This is a genomic window from Paraglaciecola sp. IT1134 (assembly GCF_058068185.1).
This window is the reverse complement of sequence record NZ_CM176486.1, coordinates 3,609,867-3,630,670: the sequence shown is the minus strand read 5'-3', so window position 1 is coordinate 3,630,670 and position 20,804 is coordinate 3,609,867. Positions and strand designations below refer to the sequence as shown.

The 20,804-nt window shown below is 43.3% G+C and carries 15 protein-coding genes and 1 other RNA gene; 14 read left to right on the top strand and 2 right to left on the bottom strand.

Annotation, left to right across the window (positions count from 1 at the left end; genetic code table 11):
* Positions 1-39 precede the first annotated feature (39 nt).
* Complete coding sequence (locus AC3RV5_RS15830; RefSeq protein WP_489728570.1) at positions 40-1,050, top strand: fumarylacetoacetate hydrolase family protein; 1,011 nt, start codon at positions 40-42, stop codon at positions 1,048-1,050.
* A gap of 44 nt (positions 1,051-1,094) precedes the next feature.
* Positions 1,095-1,745, top strand: a complete 651-nt coding sequence (maiA, locus tag AC3RV5_RS15825) for a maleylacetoacetate isomerase (RefSeq protein WP_489728569.1) — start codon at positions 1,095-1,097, stop codon at positions 1,743-1,745.
* A gap of 148 nt (positions 1,746-1,893) precedes the next feature.
* On the opposite strand, the gene AC3RV5_RS15820 is transcribed toward maiA, so the two are convergent.
* Complete coding sequence (locus AC3RV5_RS15820; protein WP_489728568.1) at positions 1,894-2,361, bottom strand: Lrp/AsnC family transcriptional regulator; 468 nt, start codon at positions 2,359-2,361, stop codon at positions 1,894-1,896.
* Between the two features lie 224 nt (positions 2,362-2,585).
* On the opposite strand from AC3RV5_RS15820, the gene AC3RV5_RS15815 reads away from it, so the two are divergent.
* Positions 2,586-3,635 carry a Glu/Leu/Phe/Val dehydrogenase dimerization domain-containing protein gene (locus AC3RV5_RS15815; RefSeq protein ID WP_489728567.1) on the top strand — a complete coding sequence of 350 codons (1,050 nt, stop codon included), beginning with the start codon at positions 2,586-2,588 and terminating at the stop codon, positions 3,633-3,635.
* A gap of 114 nt (positions 3,636-3,749) precedes the next feature.
* Positions 3,750-3,846, top strand: an RNA gene (ffs, locus tag AC3RV5_RS15810) — signal recognition particle sRNA small type.
* Between the two features lie 21 nt (positions 3,847-3,867).
* On the opposite strand, the gene AC3RV5_RS15805 is transcribed toward ffs, so the two are convergent.
* Positions 3,868-4,134 carry a late competence development ComFB family protein gene (locus AC3RV5_RS15805; protein ID WP_489728566.1) on the bottom strand — a complete coding sequence of 89 codons (267 nt, stop codon included), beginning with the start codon at positions 4,132-4,134 and terminating at the stop codon, positions 3,868-3,870.
* A 264-nt stretch (positions 4,135-4,398) separates the two neighbouring features.
* On the opposite strand from AC3RV5_RS15805, the gene AC3RV5_RS15800 reads away from it, so the two are divergent.
* From AC3RV5_RS15800 to AC3RV5_RS15755, 10 genes are all read left to right on the top strand, one after another.
* Positions 4,399-7,293 carry a TonB-dependent receptor gene (locus AC3RV5_RS15800; RefSeq protein WP_489728565.1) on the top strand — a complete coding sequence of 965 codons (2,895 nt, stop codon included), beginning with the start codon at positions 4,399-4,401 and terminating at the stop codon, positions 7,291-7,293.
* Positions 7,294-7,410: 117 nt separating this feature from the next.
* Positions 7,411-8,868 (top strand): tetratricopeptide repeat-containing sulfotransferase family protein, encoded by a 1,458-nt coding sequence (locus AC3RV5_RS15795; RefSeq protein WP_489728564.1) that lies wholly within the window; start codon positions 7,411-7,413, stop codon positions 8,866-8,868.
* Between the two features lie 1,165 nt (positions 8,869-10,033).
* Complete coding sequence (locus AC3RV5_RS15790; RefSeq protein WP_489728563.1) at positions 10,034-12,850, top strand: TonB-dependent receptor plug domain-containing protein; 2,817 nt, start codon at positions 10,034-10,036, stop codon at positions 12,848-12,850.
* Between the two features lie 794 nt (positions 12,851-13,644).
* The gene (ltrA, locus tag AC3RV5_RS15785) at positions 13,645-14,919 is read left to right on the top strand and encodes a group II intron reverse transcriptase/maturase (protein ID WP_489728562.1); all 1,275 of its coding nucleotides are present in this window, start codon (positions 13,645-13,647) and stop codon (positions 14,917-14,919) included.
* A 793-nt stretch (positions 14,920-15,712) separates the two neighbouring features.
* The gene (locus tag AC3RV5_RS15780; RefSeq protein WP_489728561.1) at positions 15,713-16,477 is read left to right on the top strand and encodes a DUF3450 domain-containing protein; all 765 of its coding nucleotides are present in this window, start codon (positions 15,713-15,715) and stop codon (positions 16,475-16,477) included.
* Positions 16,478-16,482: 5 nt separating this feature from the next.
* A complete protein-coding gene (locus tag AC3RV5_RS15775) occupies positions 16,483-17,835 on the top strand; it encodes a MotA/TolQ/ExbB proton channel family protein (RefSeq protein ID WP_489728560.1) in 1,353 nt (450 codons plus the stop codon).
* A gap of 1 nt (position 17,836) precedes the next feature.
* Entirely contained in the window at positions 17,837-18,361 is a 525-nt protein-coding gene (locus AC3RV5_RS15770) for a MotA/TolQ/ExbB proton channel family protein (protein ID WP_489728559.1), read from the top strand.
* Positions 18,362-18,373: 12 nt separating this feature from the next.
* Complete coding sequence (locus AC3RV5_RS15765; RefSeq protein ID WP_489728558.1) at positions 18,374-18,775, top strand: ExbD/TolR family protein; 402 nt, start codon at positions 18,374-18,376, stop codon at positions 18,773-18,775.
* Between the two features lies 1 nt (position 18,776).
* Positions 18,777-19,391, top strand: coding sequence for an energy transducer TonB (locus AC3RV5_RS15760; protein WP_489728557.1), 615 nt, complete (start codon positions 18,777-18,779; stop codon positions 19,389-19,391).
* A complete protein-coding gene (locus AC3RV5_RS15755) occupies positions 19,391-20,650 on the top strand; it encodes a tetratricopeptide repeat protein (RefSeq protein ID WP_489732181.1) in 1,260 nt (419 codons plus the stop codon). The genes AC3RV5_RS15760 and AC3RV5_RS15755 overlap by 1 nt, the downstream gene beginning before the upstream one ends.
* Positions 20,651-20,804 lie beyond the last annotated feature (154 nt).

Genomic DNA, 20,804 nt, shown 5'->3' with positions numbered 1-20,804 from the left:
TATGGATAGGATACTTTTCACCTTGAATAAGAGAAATAAATGAAATTAGCGACAATACAAAATGGTACACGGGACGGTCAGTTAATAGTGGTCAGTCGCGATTTAACCCAAGCAGTGACAGTGCCAGATATCGCAGCAACGATGCAAGCTGCTCTGGATGATTGGCCGGGGTTGTCACCTCAGTTGTCTCGAGTCTACCAGCAACTAAATGATAGCCAAATGGCTTCGGCCTTTCCCTTTGAAACAATCAAATGCTGTTCTCCCCTGCCTCGGGCTTACCAGTGGCTAGACGGCAGTGCCTATGTAAACCATGTCGAATTGGTCAGAAAAGCCAGGGGAGCTGAGATGCCTGAGAGTTTCTGGACAGACCCGTTAATGTACCAGGGAGGATCGGACGATTTCATTGGGCCCTGTAACGATATTCGCCTACCGAGTGACGAATGGGGCATAGATTTTGAAAGTGAAATCGCCATAGTGACCGACGATGTGCCTATGTCTACTACGGTGGATGATGCCGCCAAACATATACGTTTACTTATGCTGGTTAATGACGTGTCTCTACGTGGCTTGATCCCCCAAGAGCTAGGAAAAGGGTTTGGCTTTTTGCAATCAAAACCGGCTTCGGCATTTTCCCCTGTTGCTGTGACGCCAGATGAACTGGCTGATCATTGGCAAGATACTAAATTATGTTTGCCTCTTGTGACCGAATACAACGGTAAGCGTTTTGGTCAACCTCAAGCGGGCGAAGATATGACATTCAACTTTTCTCAGTTGATCAGTCATGCCGCAAAAAGCCGTAACTTACGTGCAGGCAGCATAATTGGCTCGGGTACCGTATCCAATAAACAAGGTACAGAGTATGGTACGGCTATAGAAGAGGGCGGGGTAGGCTATTCCTGTATCGCCGAAGTACGAATGATCGAAACTATCCGTGATGGCAAGCCAGGCACCAATTTTATGCAATTTGGTGATCGGGTAAAAATACAAATGCTTGACCCCCACGGCCAAAGTATCTTCGGAGCGATTGAACAACAAGTTATTAAGGCTTGATGTTTCTGTTAGTTAACATTGACTAAAAACGAGGATTTACGAGCATGAAACTTTATGGATATTGGCGTTCTTCGGCCAGCTACCGAGTCAGGATAGCGCTGAATTTGAAACAGGTGGAGTATGAATATATTCCCGTACACCTGGTTAATGATGGGGGCCAGCAACATCACGCTGATTATCAGCGCCTAAACCCCAGCGAATTGGTCCCCACCTTGATTGATGAGCAGAGGGATATCATTTTGAATCAGTCTTTGGCGATCATCGAGTACCTGGATGAAAGCTACGAGGGGCCTGAACATCTTATCCCCGAACATAAGCAGTTGCGCGCCAGGGTGCGCACCATTGCTTATGCTATTGCCTGCGACATTCAGCCACTGGGTAATCTGCGCGTGATGCAATATCTAACTAACGAAATGAATTGTGGTGGGGAGCAACAGGACAAATGGTCGAAACACTGGATAGAAATAGGTTTAGCCAGCGTAGAAAAACGTTTGGAAAACACCGCCGGCGACTATTGTTTTGGGTTTGATTTGACCCTGGCCGACGTATGTTTGATACCACAAGTTTATAATGCATTACGTTTCAAGGTGGACATGGGAAAATATCCACTGGTTAAAAGGATTGCAGATAATTGCAATAAGCTTGAGGCTTTCATTCAGGCCAAGCCAGAAAACCAGGTCGATGCCGTGGGCTGAATCTGACCCGCTAATTGGGTGCGGGTTGGTATTTGCTGTTCCATTAATGATTTGGCTTGCCGAACTACCCAGCCGATACGGCTAGTCTATTCAGGAGGCCTATTCAGGAGGCCTATTCAGGAAGCCAGATCGTTTATGGAATATTAGGTTACTGATTTTTAATGGGTAACTCTGTGGTATTTTTAACTTGCTTGAGGGCAAAGGTGGAACTCAGGTGATCGACTAATGGCAGATGGGTCAGCTTCGATTTGAGCAACTGTTCATATTCTTCAATACTCTCAACAATAACTTTTAACAAATAGTCTTTTTCGCCACTGGTGGTATGACACTCCACTATTTCATCGATGCTCTGCACCGCTTTTTCGAAGTCATTGAGTGATTCGCCATCATGATTTTTTAGCGTCACATAAATAAAAACTGACACCCCCAGATTGAGCTTTTTGCTATTAAGCAGGGTGACTTTTTGCAAAATGATACCGTCGGCCTCCATTCTTTTTACCCTGCGCCAACAAGGCGTATGAGACAAGCCAACCTGCTGGCTTAATTCAGCCATGGAGACAGTTGCATCCCTTTGCATCACTCTGAGTATTTCACGGTCAAACTTATCGAGTTTCATAATTCTGATTCAATTAATGCTGTGGAAAATTTTGTGGGTAGCATGCTTAAAAACCTTATCATTTTCAAGAAAAGAAACTAGGATATTTATCCTAGTTTCAGGCGATGAGTCGAACGCTTGATTGCGTGTAACATTTTTGTGTTATCAACATTGCAAGGCATGTCCTCCCGTGACTGAGCTAGTATATCCTTTTGCAACTCAATATTTAGCCAGAGAACTATAAAATGTCCGTTTTTGACCATATTGAATTTGATGAACATGAACACGTTGCTTTTTGCCATGATAAGGCTACGGGTTTGAAAGCGATTATCGCGGTGCATAATAGTCATCTGGGGCCGGCGTTAGGCGGATGCAGAATGTGGCCTTACGCTTCTTGTGATGAAGCCCTCAATGACGTGCTGCGTCTGTCCAAAGGCATGACTTATAAGGCTGCCATGGCCAATTTGAATCAAGGTGGCGGCAAAGCCGTTATTATTGGTGATCCAAGAACGCAAAAAACACCCGAAATGATGCAAGCCATGGGACGCTTTGTTGAAAGTCTTGGGGGGCGCTACATAAGCGCTGAAGACTCCGGAATGTCGGTGGACGACCTGAAAATCATGGCGCAAGAGTCGTCTTATATTTCAGGTACGAAAGCCCAGTATCGCTTCGATGGCGGCGAAGCGGATGGAAATCCTGCACCTTCAACTGCCTATGGTGTGTTTATCGGTTTAAAAGCTTCGGTTAAATATAAATACGGCTGTGGGTTAAAAGGAATTAAGGTCGCCATCCAAGGGTTAGGCCATGTGGGGTACCGGTTAGCTGAACATTTACACAGTGAAGGTGCTGAGTTATTCGTCGCAGATATCTATCCGGAGAATCTGCACAAAGCTCAGGAATTGTTTAACGCCACTGTGGTGTCGCCAGATGAAATCCTTGGTCTCGATGTACATGTTATAGCGCCCTGCGCTATGGGGGCCATTATAAATGACGAATCGGTCCGTAAAATTCAGGCTAAAGTAGTTGCTGGCGCGGCCAACAATCAGCTGGCAAGCGAGAAGTTAGGGGAAGTGTTAAAAGGCAAAGACATATTATACGCCCCTGATTATGTGATCAATGCTGGTGGTATCATTGATATCTATCACCAGAAAATGCTCAGTTCATCTGAAGCACTGCGCGGTCACCTGGAAAAAATAGGCCAAACTCTGGAAGAGATATACAGTCGGGCTGGCGAACAAAATTTGGCCACTAATATAGTCGCTAATACCATTGCCGAAGAAAAATTCAAAATTTAACAGCCTAAATGCACAGAAATCGAGGATGCGACTTGCATCTTCGATTAGTTTTGACATAATGCGGCCGCCTGGACAAAACGCGATGTTTTGATCAGGCGATTTTCAATGGTGGTCCTTTGGTCCCTCCGCAATGATACTTTGTGAACCCGGTCAGACCTGGAAGGGAGCAGCCGCAGCAGACGACTCATGTGCCGGAATGTGGCTGGAGGACCGCCACCTCAACTCCCCTTAATTATTTATTCTTTATTCCATCTAAAAACGTTACAGCTTTATTTATTGCTTCTAGGGTATTCATTGCCATTTGCTGACGCTCGTTTTGGGCTAAATAAAACGACATGTCCACTTCATAACGAATATAACGTGGCGGCAGTTGATTGAGGGCTAAGCAACACAAGTCGGCGATATAATTCTCGTCTTTTTCGTCCGCTATTTTCATCTCAGTTATGCGATCTAACACCAAATGTTCGTAATAATTATGTATATCATCATCAAGTTTCATTTTTATCCGCCCGTTAATCAAAGGTTTCCTGCTTATCCTACAACAGATCCAAACTAAAACTACTCCAATTGATATTATTTTGCGCTTTTGTGTAACAGAAAAAACTGAAAGTTTTTTGAACTTTGTGAATTAAGCGTAAACAAGCCATTGACCAACTGCTATTTAGGGCTATATTATCGAGTTCGAGGCTCACTACCTCATAATAAATAATTCGCTTAAGCGATAAATAATTACACTAATTAATAGTGGTCCAGGGAGACATACATGTCCATTTTTAAAAAAAGTATCACGGCTTTAGCTGTGACGGCAACTCTAGGTGCAGCAATGCCTGCACTAGCAGCTGTAGGTTCAGGTTTTATAAGCGGTCACTCAATCAGCGCGGATGGCGACAAGTTGGGGGGCGTTAGCGTAACCATCAAGAATATTGATACCGGCCTAACCCGTACGGTTTTATCTGATGAAGATGGCGTTTTTCGTTTTCCATTGTTGCCCGCTGGCAACTATTCCATGGAAGCGGTAAAAGATGGATTTACCATTTCTAAACAGGAAAATTTTTCTGTTGGTACCAGTGGTAAAACAAATATCGACATCGCTCTAGCCAGTGGATCGGATATGGAACGTATCTCGGTAACAGGTACTTCTATATCTAGTTTCGATATATCTTCTTCAGAATCCAAACTGGTTGTTGATCAGGACTTGATTGCTCGTGTGCCAATCGCACGAGACATGTCTTCAGTCGCATTATTGGCGCCAGGAACTTCCTTGGGTGATGGTTCTTTTGGTGAAGGTTCGGCCATTGAAGGTGGTCCTGGTTTCGTATCTTTTGGCGGCGCATCACTGGCAGAAAATGCGTTCTTGGTTAACGGATTGAACTTAACTAACCTGCGTAAAGGTCTAGGTGGTAGCTCAGTTCCGTTTGATTTCTACGATACCTTTGAAGTTAAATCCGGTGGTTATTCTGCTGAGTTTGGTCGTGCCTTAGGCGGTGTGGTTAACGCAACGACCAAAAAAGGCTCAAACGAATTCCACGCGGGTGTAAACGTGTATTGGGAGCCAGGTTCACTTCGTAGCGACAGACCACAAGTATTCCAGGACAATGGCGTATTACACGCAATCAATAATGAAACCGAAAGTGATTCACTACAGGGGAATCTTTGGGCCAGTGGTGCACTAATTCAGGACAAATTATTCTACTACGTAATGTTTAATCCACGTAGTGTAGAGATCGAGACTGAACAAGCGTCAACGACCTCTACTGACAAATCAAGTTCCAGTTTTTGGGGATCAAAAATTGACTGGTACATTACAGACGACCATTTACTTGAGCTTACTTACTTCTCTGATGACAATGAAGTAACCCGTAGTCAGGTTAATATAAATCCGGATACTCGGGAAAACGAAGGTTTCCGTGGAGCCGGCGTATACAACCGTGGTGGGGACAATTATATTGTTAAGTACACGGGGATCATTACCGACGATTTTACTATCAGTGCCTTGTACGGGAAAAATGAAGCCGATCGCTCTGAAGATAACTCCGATCCAAATACCAACCTTATTACCGATAGAAATACCGGTGTTGCTTACGGTAATTGGGTAGTTGACTTCTTTGAACATGGTGCCGATGAGCGTGATGTTTTTCGTTTAGATTTTGACTATTACTTAGGTGATCATGCCATACGTTTTGGTTATGACAATGAAGACTTAAGCTCTGCAGCTGAACGTGGCTATCCTGGACGTTTCTTCTACCGCTATCAGAATGTCGATGATGTGCCTTTGCAGCGAGTTCGTGTTCGCGAAAACTTCCAGGCTTCAGCAAATTTTAAAACGGATTCTCAGGCTTATTACATTCAGGATACCTGGCAGGTTACAGATAATTTTGTTGCCAATATTGGTATACGTAACGAAGAATTTATCAACTACAACGGCGACGGCGAAGCCTTCATCGAAATTAAAGACCAAATATCTCCACGTGTAGGTTTTGCCTGGGACGTGATGGGGGACGGCGAGTCTAAATTGTATGCAAACTATGGTCGGTATTATATTCCTGTTCCAACCAATACTAACGTCCGTGTCGCAGGTTCTGAATTATTTACCCAAAAGACCTGTGATGTTGTCTCAATAGACAGCGATTTTGTGCCTACTTTCGATAACTGTGGTGCTACGGCCATTTTTGGTGATGGTACTCAAAAGGGAACACTGGAGGTAGTTGACGCTAATGTAGAACCTATGTATCAGGACGAATTTATCTTAGGTTATGATTTTAACCTGAATGAAGAATGGAGCATGGGTATTAAAGGCACCACCCGCGAAGTGGGTGTGGCTCTTGAAGATGTTGCCATAGATAAGGGTTTTGATGACTACCTTAGAAGAGAGTTTGGTAGTGAATGTACAAATTGTTCTGGATTTCACTACTACGTGTTAGGTAATCCCGGAAGTGATATGACTATCACTACTGATCCTGATGGCGACGGTCCACTTGCCTTGCAGGCGTACACTGTTCCTGCTGCAGATTTAGGTTACCCTGAAGTGATCCGGAAATATCATGCCATCGATGTTACTTTCAATCGCCAATGGGATGGGGTTTGGATGTTACAAGGTTCTTATACCTGGTCACACAGTTATGGTAACAATGAAGGTTTTGTTCGTTCAGACAATGGCCAGGACGATGCGGGTATAACCACTAACTTCGACCAACCTGGGTTGGTTCAGGGTGCCTACGGTAATTTGCCTAATGACCGTCGCCATCAGGTGAAGGTGTTTGGTGCTTACTCTATCCAGGAAAACTTGGTTGCTGGCGCGAACTTTAGGTACCAGTCTGGTCGTCCTAAAAATGCTTTTGGTCTTCATCCTACAGATGAGTTTGCCCAAGGATACGGTAATGACTCATTCTTTGTTGGTGGTGAATTAGTTCCACGTGGTTCATTGGGTAACCAACCTAGTTCCTTTACCTTAGATCTGTCCTTGACCTATACCACCAAAGTTGGAGATTACGATCTTGAACTGCGTGGTGATGTATACAACGTGCTGGACAACGATAAAGTGCAGGAAACGGAAGAAGATGCGGAATTTGATGATGGAACACCCGATCCTGATTATAATTTAGTTGATCGCTATCAGGCTCCGCGTTATGCCCGTCTAAGCGCATCGCTCAAGTTCTAAAAATCTGCGTAAGCTGTAGTTACTTTAAACTATCAGGTTAGCGAGAAAAAAAGTCCGGTGATAAAGTATCACCGGACTTTTTTATTTGGATTGGTTTGTCTGAGAAAGGGGCTGAAGTTGAATGATGTAGCAGAATTAGAGCGAGTGCTGAAAGATTTTAAGGCTGGTGATAGAGAAGCGGCATGCAAGCGTCTGTCTCACTTAGTTAACAATGACGCCATGTTGGGTGATAATTGGTTGGTAGCGGCCAAATTGGCGCAAAATATGGGCGAAGTTGAACTGGCACGAAATGCGGCACAGCGTTATACCAATATGAAAATTCACCATCCTCAGCGACAACTTGTCAGAGCTGGGATATTGGCCGAAATGGGGCAAATATCTGAAGGACTGATGTTAATTGAAGACTTACAGAAAACGCTCCCCTACGATGTAACGCTGCAACACTTTATTGCGTCAACCCGTTCCCAACTTGGGGATATCCCCGGCGCTATTGAGGTTTTTAGGGCGTTATTAAAGCAGTGGAAAGGCTCAGGTCTGAGTTGGCTCAATTTTGTGGCCTTAAAGACCTTTGCTTCGGACGATCCGGATTTAGTGCAACTCAAAGCTGCAAAGGAGTCGGTAGCAAAAACTGATCAAGTATCCAGAGCAAGCTACCTTTACGCCCTGGGCAAGGTGCGGCTAGATGGTGCAGACGTTGATGGGGCATGGGAAGCTTTTACATCCGGAGCGGAAATAATGGCATCCCGGAACAAATATGTTGTATTGGCCGAGCGAAGAATGGTTGATGCACTGATTAGAAGTTTTAACAAAGAGGCATACGAAAACCTTGCCTATAGTGAAGCTGATTCAAAATCGCCTATTTTTGTTTTGGGTTGGCCTCGCTCTGGTACTACTTTGGTAGAGCACATTATCACCGCCCACAGTCAAGTACTTGGTGGAGGTGAAATTGATCTTGTCCGAAAAGCAACCTTGGAAATGAGAGGTGCTGGTAGTCAATTTGCAAAGGTTTACGAGGACAAATTTCAGCTCCCGGAGGAGGCGTGGGGTAGGGTTTCGGAAATCTACCTTGGTTTGGCTCAACAGAGATTTGGCGGCACAGGGACAATAGTCGATAAAACCCTAAATAACAGTCGATATTTGGGATTAATAGGACATATATTCCCACGCTCCCCCGTTATTTGGTTGAAACGAAATCCTCTGGATTCAGCCTTGTCATGCTTTCGCACTTGTTTTAGTGGCAATATGCCATGGAGTTGGTCATTGACAGATATTGCAGAACATTTTAACAACGAAAACAGATTATTTGCCCATTGGAAAAATTTGCTGGGTGATAAAATACTGGTAGTACCTTATGAAGAACTGGTGTGTTCGCCACAAGAATGGACAAAAAAAATATTAGCCCATTGCCGACTCAGTGATGAAGAGTTGATTGGCAATTTCTATGAAAAGAAAAGGGAAGTGACCACGTCTAGCTCTTTACAAGTTAGGAATCCAGTATATTCAAAATCTGTAGGGTTAGGGACTGAGTTTGCTAAATACTTGCAACCATTTAGTGATAATTATATTGACCAATGACTTTCCTTTATCACCTATTTTCATCAGCATTGGTGATTTCTCATTGCTTTATTTACATACAACATTCTTCACATTACCGTTAAGCAACGGGGAGAGAATTTCGCTACAGGTAAAGGACAAAGTCAAGGCATTACCCCGATACCAGGTTTTAAACATCCTAGAGACGAGAGTAAATCACCAATGCTTGAGCTAAGTTGGCGAGGAGCTAGTGAGGCCAATTTTACGCTGCCGACAGCCCATTGATTCGAATGCGACAGCACATGCTCAAGAAAAGACATGGATAAATGCTCCGCTCTAGGTAAATCTGTATAAGTGGTAAACGCTGTATTTCATTTTTCATATTAGCTTCGCACTCAATTAACTTTGTTGACGTATGATGAAGTTGATATGAACAAGATGAGCATAAAAGCAGACTGGTATGGGATAACCCAAGCCCAATAGACCTATAGAACAGTGGCTTAAAACCACCGGCGTTTTGGGAACCTGAACAGCTAAAAGTGTAAACAATCTATACCAGGCGTTGTGACTTGCGTGATGATATTGCAGCTAGGCGATCCCAGATTTACCTTACCACTTAGGCTCGAACCTCAACGATATCTCAAACGCTCAGGGTGTTGTCCGTATGAAAATGTTTCTGGGCGGCGGATATCTATTTGCATATTTAGGCGGTCTATTTCCGTAAATCCATCAATGGTCTGGTGGTTGGCTAGCGTAAGAGCTTGGGCTACCGCCTTTTAACAATGCGCTGTTTATCTTCAGCAACAATAAACTGGATAAAAAAGTAATGTACTGGAATAGAGCAGGCGGGTCTGGTCAAAGCCGTAACGAGTCAGGACGTCGATACTGACTTTCTTATAAAACCGAGAATAGCATTAGTCGTGCACTACACCTCAAACTACTAATAACATAATTAGCAATACAGGTGAAATACAAGTTTCTATAGGTAATTTATGGGTGTTGAAAATACCTCGCGTAAACAAATTGCTACGATGGGCTTGTGTTCATTGCCATATAACTTGGAACTTTTAGGTATTCTACGTTGCTACTTATTGACCAATACAAGTTTGATTCGCTATTATCAGCTTGAGATCCACTATCTCATAATAAATAATTCGCAAAAGCGATAAAACTCACACTAATAAATTAGTGGTCCTGGGAGACATACATGTTTACAAATTCCAAACTAGCGAAGTCAATTCGCTTGGCAATTGCCTTCGGTGCGGCTGCCACTGCATTATCAAGCACCACAGTAAATGCACAAGAAGCTTCTAAAGCAGAAGCCGACGTCGTTGAGAAAATATCCGTTACGGGTTCAAGAATAAAACGTCAAGAGTTGGTTTCAAGTTCGCCTATAAACATCATCAACGAAGTTGCAATTGAGATAACCGGCGCAAGTAACGTTGCAGACTTCTTAAACGAATTGCCATCAGCAGGTATTCCCGGTTCGGCTGACACCAGCACTAATTTTAGAACGTCTACAACGGGTCTCAACACAATTGACTTAAGAAACTTAGGCTCAGAGAGAACATTAATCCTAGTTAATGGGAGACGTCATATAGGTGGCTCAGCGGGGTCATCTACTGTAGATGTATCTATGATCCCAGTTAGTTTGGTTGAGCGCGTCGAAGTTGTGACCGGTGGCGCGTCTGCTGTATATGGCTCTGAAGCAATATCCGGCGTAATCAACTTCATCATGAAAGACGATTTTGAAGGTTTTGAAATCGAAGGTCGCTACGGCGATTCTGATATTGGTGGTGGCGATCGTACTGACTTGTCTTTGACTGTGGGTAGCAACTTTGCTGACGACAAAGGTAATGCAGTACTTTATTTGGGGCATAGTGATAGTGGAATACTTAACTCCAGAGATAGAAAGTTATCTGCGAACGATGCAAACAACAGTTCATTTGGCCCAAAAGGTAATTTCCAAATTCCTGGTGGCGGATTTATCACCCAGAATGATAGTACAGGGGTTTGGGATAAACCTTTAGATTTGGCTGAAGACGGTTTTGACCGTAACCAAGTTAGGATTATTAAAGTTCCAACAGAACGTACCCAAGTTAGTGCAAATATCAACTATGAGATTAACGAGCATTTCAACTTTTTTAGTGAAACAAGTTATAATGAATTATCATCTTTTTCTAGATTAGAGCCTAGCATCGTTGGTGATTTTATTAGCGTTGGTAACAGTATAGCTAATATCCGTATTCCTATTGATAACGCTTTTGTTCCAGCTGAATTGCGTTCAGCTGTCTTAGCCGGAGATCCTGACGCAACTGAAATCGCAATGCGACGTCGCTTTGTTGAATTGGGTCCACGTTCTAGTGATGTACAAAGACGTGTATTTAGAACGGCCCTTGGCTTTGAAGGTATAATAAACGATGACTGGGAATATGAAGCGTACTATCAGTATGGCAACTTCGGTCAAGACCAGACAAATGGTGGTGTATTTAATACACTCAACTTCTTTAATGCTCTAAGAGTTGAAGCTGATGGCGCCGGTGGTTTGCAATGTGTTGATAGTTTTGCGAAAGACTTGGGGTGTGTACCCATTGATGTTTTTGGCGCTGGTAGTATATCAGGCGCTGCTTTGGACTGGGTTTCAGTTGATAGTCAGTTAACATCTAAAATGGAGCAAGAAGTAATTGGAGCTACCATTTCAGGTGTTGCTTTTGAATTACCAGCTGGTGATGTTGGAGTTGCCTTTGGTTATGAATGGCGTGAAGAAGAGAGTCGTTTTAATTCGGATTCTTTAGCTCAATCTGGTTTGACTTCTGGGAATACAACACCCAATACAGTTGGAACATTTGACGTTAGCGAGTTTTTTGCTGAAGCAGTAATACCTTTGCTTGCAGAAGCGCCGTTAGCGCATTATCTTGGACTTGAATTCGCTGTTCGATATTCTGACTACAGCACCACTGGCGATGCAACGACCTATAAGGCATCGTTAGATTGGTCTCCAATCGAAGATCTTAAGATTCGTGGTGGGTTCTCTACTGCTGTAAGAGCACCAAATATTGGTGAGTTGTTCGACCCAGGTAGTGAAACTTTCCGAGATTTTGTTGATCCTTGTGCTTTTGGTGGCGCAGGTGGCACAAGTTCTACAGGTGAGACATATCAGACTCAATCTGCGACGGTTCAAGCAAATTGTGCAACAATTGCTGGGACTGCAACGCTAGATCCGTTTGGCAATAACATAAGAAGCGCCGGTGGTTTGTCTGCTGGTAACCCTGATTTGACAGAAGAAGAGTCTGAAGCAACCACTATTGGATTTGTTTACACACCGTCGCAGGTAGAAAATCTTAGCTTTACAATGGATTATTACAAAATTACGGTTGATAATGCAATCAACGAGTTTGAGGCACAGACCACTGTTGATCAGTGTGTCCGCCAAAGTTCTTTCCCGAATAACCCGTTCTGTGATTTGATCGAGCGTGATCCTACTTCAGGTCTGGTGCTTAGAATTGATGCTCTATCAATTAACGTTGCTGAGTATGAAGTTGAAGGCGTTGATTTTACTGCTGATTACTCAATGGCAGTGGGGGAAGGCAATCTAATTCTTGGTATGGTTGGTAACCATTCAATGGCGAACGACTTTGTTCCCTTTGCTGGTGGTGAGGCGGTTGATAGCCAAGGTGAAATTGGTGCCCCAGATTGGAAAATCAACCTGAGTGCAACCTATCAAATGGATTACCTTACCGTTGCATGGTCAACTCGTTACCTTGATCGCGTTTTCGTTGAAAATGATCAGAAAGAAAATTTTGGCGAGATTGGTAGTTTTGTTTACCATGATTTGCAAGCAAGATATACTTTGGACGAAGATGGAATGTATGAGATCTACGCTGGTGTAGATAATCTTTTCGATAAAGAACCTCCTTTGCTTGGACAAGGTGTCCCTGGCGATGTTACGGGAACAAACACTGCCTCAGATGTTTATGATGCTATTCGTAGATATTATTATGTTGGCTTTAAATTAAGTTTCTAATTACAGTTAATATTGTTTAGTTTTAAAACCCAAAGAACGTGGTTCTTTGGGTTTTTTTGTTTGCCCAGCGAAGCTGGCAAACCCGTCCACTTGAAAGATAGTGGAGTCACCCTGACTAAGGGGAAGATAATCTGAATGGCAAGTGCGCCACTGGCTAACGGTGGGGTGTGAAGGAAGCCATAGGAAGTTAGAGGTACACAACTAACCGTAACCTGTTTCGGCGGTATTGGTGGGTAAGCGTCCAAAATAGCGCGAAGCCCAATACTTAGTCAGACCAATGCTGTGATTGAGGGTGGGATTTCTAACAGGGAGTCAGTGCAGTAACTGGGGAAGCCTGGCATCTAAACTTACTGTAAGTAAGTGGTCTAAATTCAAGGGGAAACCCAAGGTTTATGGTCGGTGTGAGGTGGCAGATGAACCCGTAGTAGTGAGTAAGGCTAGGCCGATGAAAGCCAGTAATGGTGTGGAGGATAAAACCAAGCCGACTATCAGCAGTGTGTCTGGTAGGGTCAATTTTAGCCAAAAGCTTCAATTGATTGCGAAGGGGGGAAGTATTCTTTAAGCGTATGAAAGACGAGGAATTTAGTTTATCGGCTCACAAGTGTTTCGACGGAAACAGCCAAGACATGACGGCCAAGCAGGAATGTGGACGCTGAGAATAGAAGGGCGAGCAAGGGAGTAATGACCGACCGCTTAGGCAGATTGCCAATAGGCTAGCACACCTAATGTCATCATAAAGGATCCACCGATAAGCAAAATAACACGAACCGACATACCGCAAGCAAAGGTAGGAAATGACAGTTTACTACAGCTTGTACGGACAATTGTTAGATATCAACAACCTGTACAAGGGATTCAAAAAAGTGAAAGCTGCTAAAGGAGCGGCCGGAATAGATGGGCAGTCCGTAGGCGCATTCGCTCTGAATTTAGAAGCAAACTTGAAACAACTGCAACTTGAACTGCAAACCAAGCAATATCGAGCGCAGCCAGTCAAGCGGGTAGAAATACCTAAAGACGACGGCAGTATAAGAATGCTTGGTATTCCCGCAGTTAGAGATCGTATAGTGCAACAAACCCTATTGAACATTATCCAACCGATATTCGACATCGATTTTCACCCATCAAGTTATGGGTACAGGCCGAAACGAAGCTGTCATGACGCTATCAGCAAAGCGACGGTGTTTATACGTAAATATCATCGTGACTGGGTTGTCGACATGGACTTGTCCAAGTGTTTTGACTTACTGGATCACGAGTTAATTCTCAGCAGTGTTAAACGCAAAGTGACAGACGGTAGCATTTTGAAGCTGATTAATCAGTTCTTGAAAAGTGGGGTAATGATAGGCAATCACTGGGAAGTGAGTCAGGTAGGAAGTCCTCAAGGCGGAGTAATCAGCCCTTTGTTGGCTAATATCTACCTAGATGCTTTTGATCAAGAAATGAAACGACGAAATCACCGAATAGTGAGATACGCCGATGATATATTGATCTTGTGTGGCACGGAAAAAGCAGCACAAAAGGCATTACAGACAGCGACTCAGATACTCGAAAAAGACTTGAAGTTAACCGTCAATCAGAAGAAGACGCATATTGCTCATAGTGGCAAAGGAGTCAAATTCTTAGGAGTCGAGATAGGTAGCCAATGGACACGGATACAAGCATCGAAACTCACAGGTTTTAAACAGAAAGTTAAGCAATTAACCAAACGTAATGGCGGGATAAATTTAGCTGAAGTGATAAAAAGGCTAAACCCTGTGATACGAGGTTTTGTGAATTATTTTAGTATCGCCCATTGTAAACGAGAGTTGCAAGCCTTGGCAGGGTGGATAAGACGAAGATTAAGGGCAATCCAGTTGAGGTTGTGGAAAACGCCATTAAGGCTACATCGACGACTAAAACAGCTAAAGTACAAACCACCGTTTAAGCTAATACAGATGAACACGTGGCGCAGTGCAGCCAGCCCTTTATCGAGTTATGCCATGCCCAATCAATGGTTTGTAGAGCTTGGTTTATATTCAATAGAAGACGTCAGGACAGGATGGCTTGCTTCATCAGTTACTAGGAAGTAACGGATGAAAAGTGAAGAATACAGGAGCCGTATACGAGGTCCGTACGTACGGTTCTGTGAGAGGGATGAGGCATAAGTCTCACCCTACTCGATTTGCCCCACCGGGGTGGTGAATCCGAAAACGCTCTAAATCAGAATGAGTGGGCATCTCGTTAACCGATTGTTGAAACAGAGAAACTTTATAAATCACTTATACAAAGTTACAAACATCCCGAAATATATAGAATGTACGGTTCCCTGCTAGTCGAAGGTGGAAGGTTTGAGCAAGCAAAGATTATGTTTGAAAAAGCCTGTTCGGCATAAACAAAGAAATATGAAGGTTAAAAGTTACTGGTAATAGCTACAAATCAACGTTTTAGTTTAGATGAACTAGCCAAACGAAATAGTGGTCAGAGGAGTTGGCCGTAAAAATATCGCCTCGTCCTAAAAGTTAGGCTGGTCAAACATTCTGTCTATTTATGTGTAAAAAATAGCCTCTTTATCAGTATTTGTTCGAAAAGCAGGCGTTATATTGAGCGTGTTGGCAAATACTGCCTAAATTTAGCTTGAAAATGTAATTTCACTAGCGTCTACTTACCGCTGTGAGCCACATACTATGCGTAATTTTGTTGTGCATAGTGCGCCTCCCACCTTGACAATTCGCTGGTATCCGTGTGAATATCTTGGGGTCTTAGTGTTAAATTAGATTTATACTAAGCCCCTATAACTTATAAAGCTTAAGAGCCCCTTGCTACGATTTTTTACCCGTAAGCGAGGATCCAAAACAAGAAAATTGGTTGGGAATTATGTCCAAAATGAGCAAGAGAAACCTTATTTCTTCTGCCGTAATCGGTGCTTTCGCACTCGGTAGCAGCGCAGTTGTCTCTGCAGATTCGTTGAATGATCTTCATAATGAAGAAGCAAAAATTCACGTAGCTGCAAAGAAATCTCAAGAAAAAATCAACAAATTATATGAACAATCGTTAGACATTTTTTCTGACTATCGCCAAGTAGTCGATGAAACAGAAAATTTAAAAGTGTACAACGATTACCTTGCAACTTTGGTTGCTGATCAGAAACGCAGTATCGATTCACTGCAGAAGCAAATAGACGGTATTGACGGTGTTAAACGTGGCGTTGTACCGCTTATGTTTAGAATGATCGATAGTCTTGAACAGTTCATAGAATTGGATATTCCGATTAACCTTGACGAAAGGCATGCCCGTGTCGAGCGTCTCCGTGATGTTATGGCTAACTCAAACGTAACCACGTCGGAGCAGTTCCGTCAGGTGATCGAATCTTATCAAATTGAGAATGAGTACGGCAGAGGTATTCGGTCCTATCAAGGTAAACTTGATTTTGAAGGAACTGAAATTACTGTTGATTTCTTTAATCTTGGCCGTACAGCGTTAGCTGCATTGTCACTAGATCAAAAAAATGCCTGGGTTTGGGATAATGATGCAAGAGCATGGCAGAAACTAGGTGATGAATACCTAAGTTCTGTAATCAAGGCTGTGCGTATGGCCAACAAACTCGTGCCAGCTGATCTTATTAAACTACCCATCAAAGCTGCGGAGTGATATCGATGAAAACAATCTTTAAATCAGTATTGGCTGCAGTATCGATAGCATTAATCGCATCTTCAGCCCAAGCTGCAACATCTTTAGAAGACCTGTTGCAAGAAGTGAAGAAAAACCGTGTTTCTGAAGCACGCATCAACAAAGATCGTGAGGCCGAATTTCAATCTGCTCGTGCCGACAAACAAGCATTGTTGAGAAAAGCTCAGGCAAATCTAAAAGCTGAACAAGCTCGTGGCGATGCCCTTACCAAGCAATACGGTGACAACGAAGTTGCGTTGGCAGAAAAAGAACAAGAATTAAATCAAGCTACCGGAACCCTGGGCGAAATGTTCGGTGTGGTTCGTCAAGCGGCTTCTGAAGCTTATGGCCAAATATCAACATCAATCGTTAGTGCTGAGTTCCCTGGACGTGGCGAATTTTTGAAACGTATGTCTGAAGAATCTAAAGGCCTTCCTAATATTCAAGAATTGGAAGACTTGTGGTTCGCTTTACAGACTGAAATGACTGAGTCTGGTCAAGTATCGCGTTTCCAAACAGAAGTAGTGCTGCTAGACGGTGGCTCACAATCTCAAGAAGTGGTGCGTATCGGTACATTTAACTTGGTCGGTGAGCAAGGTTATCTGGTTTATGACGACCAGAATGAAATTGTTCAACCACTAGGTCGTCAACCTGACAGTTATTTAGTTGATTCTGCCGACGAATTACTTAGCGCAACATCTGGTTTGGTTCCTTTTTATGCGGATCCCTCTAGTGGCGGTATTCTTGGTCTGTTAAAAGAAAAAGCCACTATGATAGAGCGTTATCATGCCGGTGGTGTGGTTGGTTATGTTATCACTGTGATGTTAGCTATTGGTTTACTTATCGGTTTGTACAAACTCATTACACTGACCATTATCAGTGGAAAAATGCGTTCACAGCTAAATAATACGGCTAATCCTTCGTCTGGCAACCCTCTGGGCCGCATACTGCAAGTTTACCATACCAATAAAACATCTGATGTAGAGAACCTTGAGCTTAAACTTGATGAAGCAATCTTAAAAGAACTGCCTAGTATCGAAAGTGGTATTAATATCATCAAGATATTTGCCGCAATCGCACCACTGTTAGGTTTGTTAGGCACCGTATTGGGTATGATCATGACCTTCCAGCAAATCACTTTGTTCGGTACAGGCGACCCAAGATTAATGGCCGGCAGTATCTCTATGGCGTTGGTAACAACGGCACAGGGTATTATCGCCGCATTACCATTGATTTTGATGCATAGCATCGTAGCGGGTCGCAGTAAATCAATCGTGCATATTTTAGACGAGCAAACTGCTGGTATAATTGCAGCGCACGCAGAGTCGGAGAAAGCATAAGATGTTATACCTGATAGAACTATGGGAGTCTGTCAGGGACTTTATCGCTGCCGGCGGTGACGTATTATACGTTGTCGCCTTAGCGCTCTTCCTAATGTGGGCTTTAATGGTTGAGCGTTATTGGTACTTAACTTCTGTGTTCCCAAAATTGAGAAAAGATATTGTCTCAAAATGGGATGCTAGAGAAGATACTACCTCTTGGTATGCGCATAGAATCCGTGACGCATGGATTTCGCAAGCATCTGATGGTCTTAGTGCAAGAATGGTATTAATCAAAACTCTTGTCGCTATGTGTCCATTAATAGGCCTTCTTGGAACAGTTACCGGAATGATCGGTGTGTTCGAAACTATGGCCACGCAGGGCACAGGTAATCCGCGCTTAATGGCTGCCGGAATATCCATGGCTACGATTCCAACGATGGCTGGCATGGTCGCGGCTTTATCTGGAGTCTTTTTCAGCTCTCGTCTTGAGTCGAGAGTGAAAATGGCACGGGAAAAGCTAGTCGATAGTCTGCCCCATCATTAGAGAGAGGAATTTATGGCTCGAAAAGTTCGTGTTGAAGAAGAAGATGCAGCGATAGACATGACGCCGATGTTGGATATCGTGTTCATCATGCTGATCTTCTTTATTGTAACTACAGTTTTCGTAAAAGAAGCAGGTATTAAAGTTAATAAACCTGGAGCTAGCCAAGCTATTATGCCAAAAAATGCCAATATTTTTATTGCGGTAACTGAAGACGGAAACGTCTGGATGGATAAACGTGAAATTGATATTGATAGTGTACGGGCAAACTTGGAGCGCTTGATGGCAGAACAACCTTCTGATGTGATTATTATTCAGGCTGATGAAAAAGCTGAGCATGGCGTGGTAATGCAAGTCATGGATCAAATAAAATCTGCAGGCATAGATCGCGTTTCTATTGCTGCTGAGGGGAGTTAGTATGGGACGCATAATAGTTTCAATACTTCTTGGTGGGGTAGTGGCATTTGTTTTGTTTGTGATCATGGCGAAATTAATAGCTAACTCGTCAAGTCCACAAGAGAAGGTGCCGCCAGCACCGGTTATCGATATAGTCATGTCTACACCTGACGACGCTACCCAGATCAGAAGTCGGGTACCGCCGCCGCCGCCTCCACCGCCTCAACAACCTCCTAAACTGGAACCTGTTGAACCGGATACAGCGGATGCAGATACTGACGGCTTAAGTTTTAATATGCCAGCAGTGGATATTGGTGGTGCTTCGGTTGACATAGGTGGTGTTGGTGCGATGCAACGAGATGGTGATGCAACACCTATCGTTCGTATTGAGCCTAAATACCCGGCGCAAGCCGCTCGTGATGGCAAAGAAGGTTGGGTTAGATTATCTTTTACCATAAATGAGGTCGGTGGCGTAGACGACGTAGAAGTTATCGACGCCGATCCTAAGCGGGTGTTTGATCGTGAGGCTAAACGTGCTCTGGGTAAATGGAAGTACAAACCCAAGATCGAAGACGGTAAGCCGATGAAACAGTTCAATATGAAAGTTCAATTAGACTTTAAGTTGGATCAATCATGATGAATAAATACATTACAACCATCTTGGTGGGCGCTACTTTTGTAGCCACAACACTGGGCAGCAGTTTTGCTAATGCACAATCTGCAGCCATAGTGTGTCCGGGTTATAAACGTGGTCCAACTAATATTCCTAGTGAAAGAACAGGTAAGAAAGTCCAAAAGGCATACGAGGCCTATAACGAAGATTTGGTTGACGAAGCGTTATCACTTCTCTATGAGATTGATACCTCGCAAACATTTGACCGTGCATTCACTGACAGGTTTATCGGTAATTTACTTGCCACCAAATCTGAAAATGGCACTAAAGCCCTCGAATATCTTGAAAAGTCCGTTAATGCTAAGGCGTTAAACGATACTGAACAAGCTGGCACATTGCGTTTGATTGCAGATTTAAACATGCAAGAAAAACGTTATGCAGAAGCGGTAACTCGGTATAAACAATGGATGGATTTCACCTGTAAAGAAGACGCTGACGTCTATCTTAGAATGGGTCAGGCGCTTTATGAGACTGAGAAGTACGCAGATATGATTGCGCCGCTTAATAAGTCTATCGAGTTGGATGATAAGCCAAATAAAAATGCCTATGCACTTAAATTAACCTCTTATTACAGTCGTAAAATGTATAAAGAGACATTAAAAGTAGCTGAGGAAATGGTTCAAATCTTCCCTGATAATAAAGCGAACTGGACACAACTTGGTTTCTTTTACATGTTAGTTGAAGATTACAAGAAAGGCCTGTCTACCTTTGAAATGGCTTATAATCAGGGTTACCTGACCAAAGCTGCAGAAATCAAAGCGCTGACCCAGTTGTATGCGACCAATGAAATTCCATACAAAGCTGCTTTTATCTATGAAAAACACATGAAAGACGGGTTAATTAAGAGAGATGAAAAAGTTCTTAGTAGCTTGGCGAACTCATGGCATCAAGCCAAAAACTATAAAAAAGCGGCAGCTTATTATGGTGAAGCGGCGAAGATGAGCTCAGATCCAGAGTTGTATCGCAAACAGGGTACGTTGCTCTTGTCGTCTGAACAGTATAAAGATGCTTTGAGCGCTCTTCAGAAGGCGCTAGATGAAGGGGCTGATGATAAAGGTCGTATTCATATGGCGATGATGGAAGCTAACTTTTATACCGGTAACTTTAGAGATGCGTTTAAGCATGTTCTGGAAGCCAAAAAGGATAAATCTACTGCTCGCAGCGCGAGAAGTTGGGAGCCTTATATAAAAGAGAAAGCTAAAAATCGCGGCATTACGCTGTAATTGTCTAAAACTTAAAAAAGGCTCCATTTTGGAGCCTTTTTTATTACGCGCTATCCCTGCGCTCCACCTAAAGGCCGTCCTACGGACGTTCTAATAAGCTCCAGGCTTATTAGTATTACGCGCTATCCCTGCGCTCCACTCCACTCCACCTAAA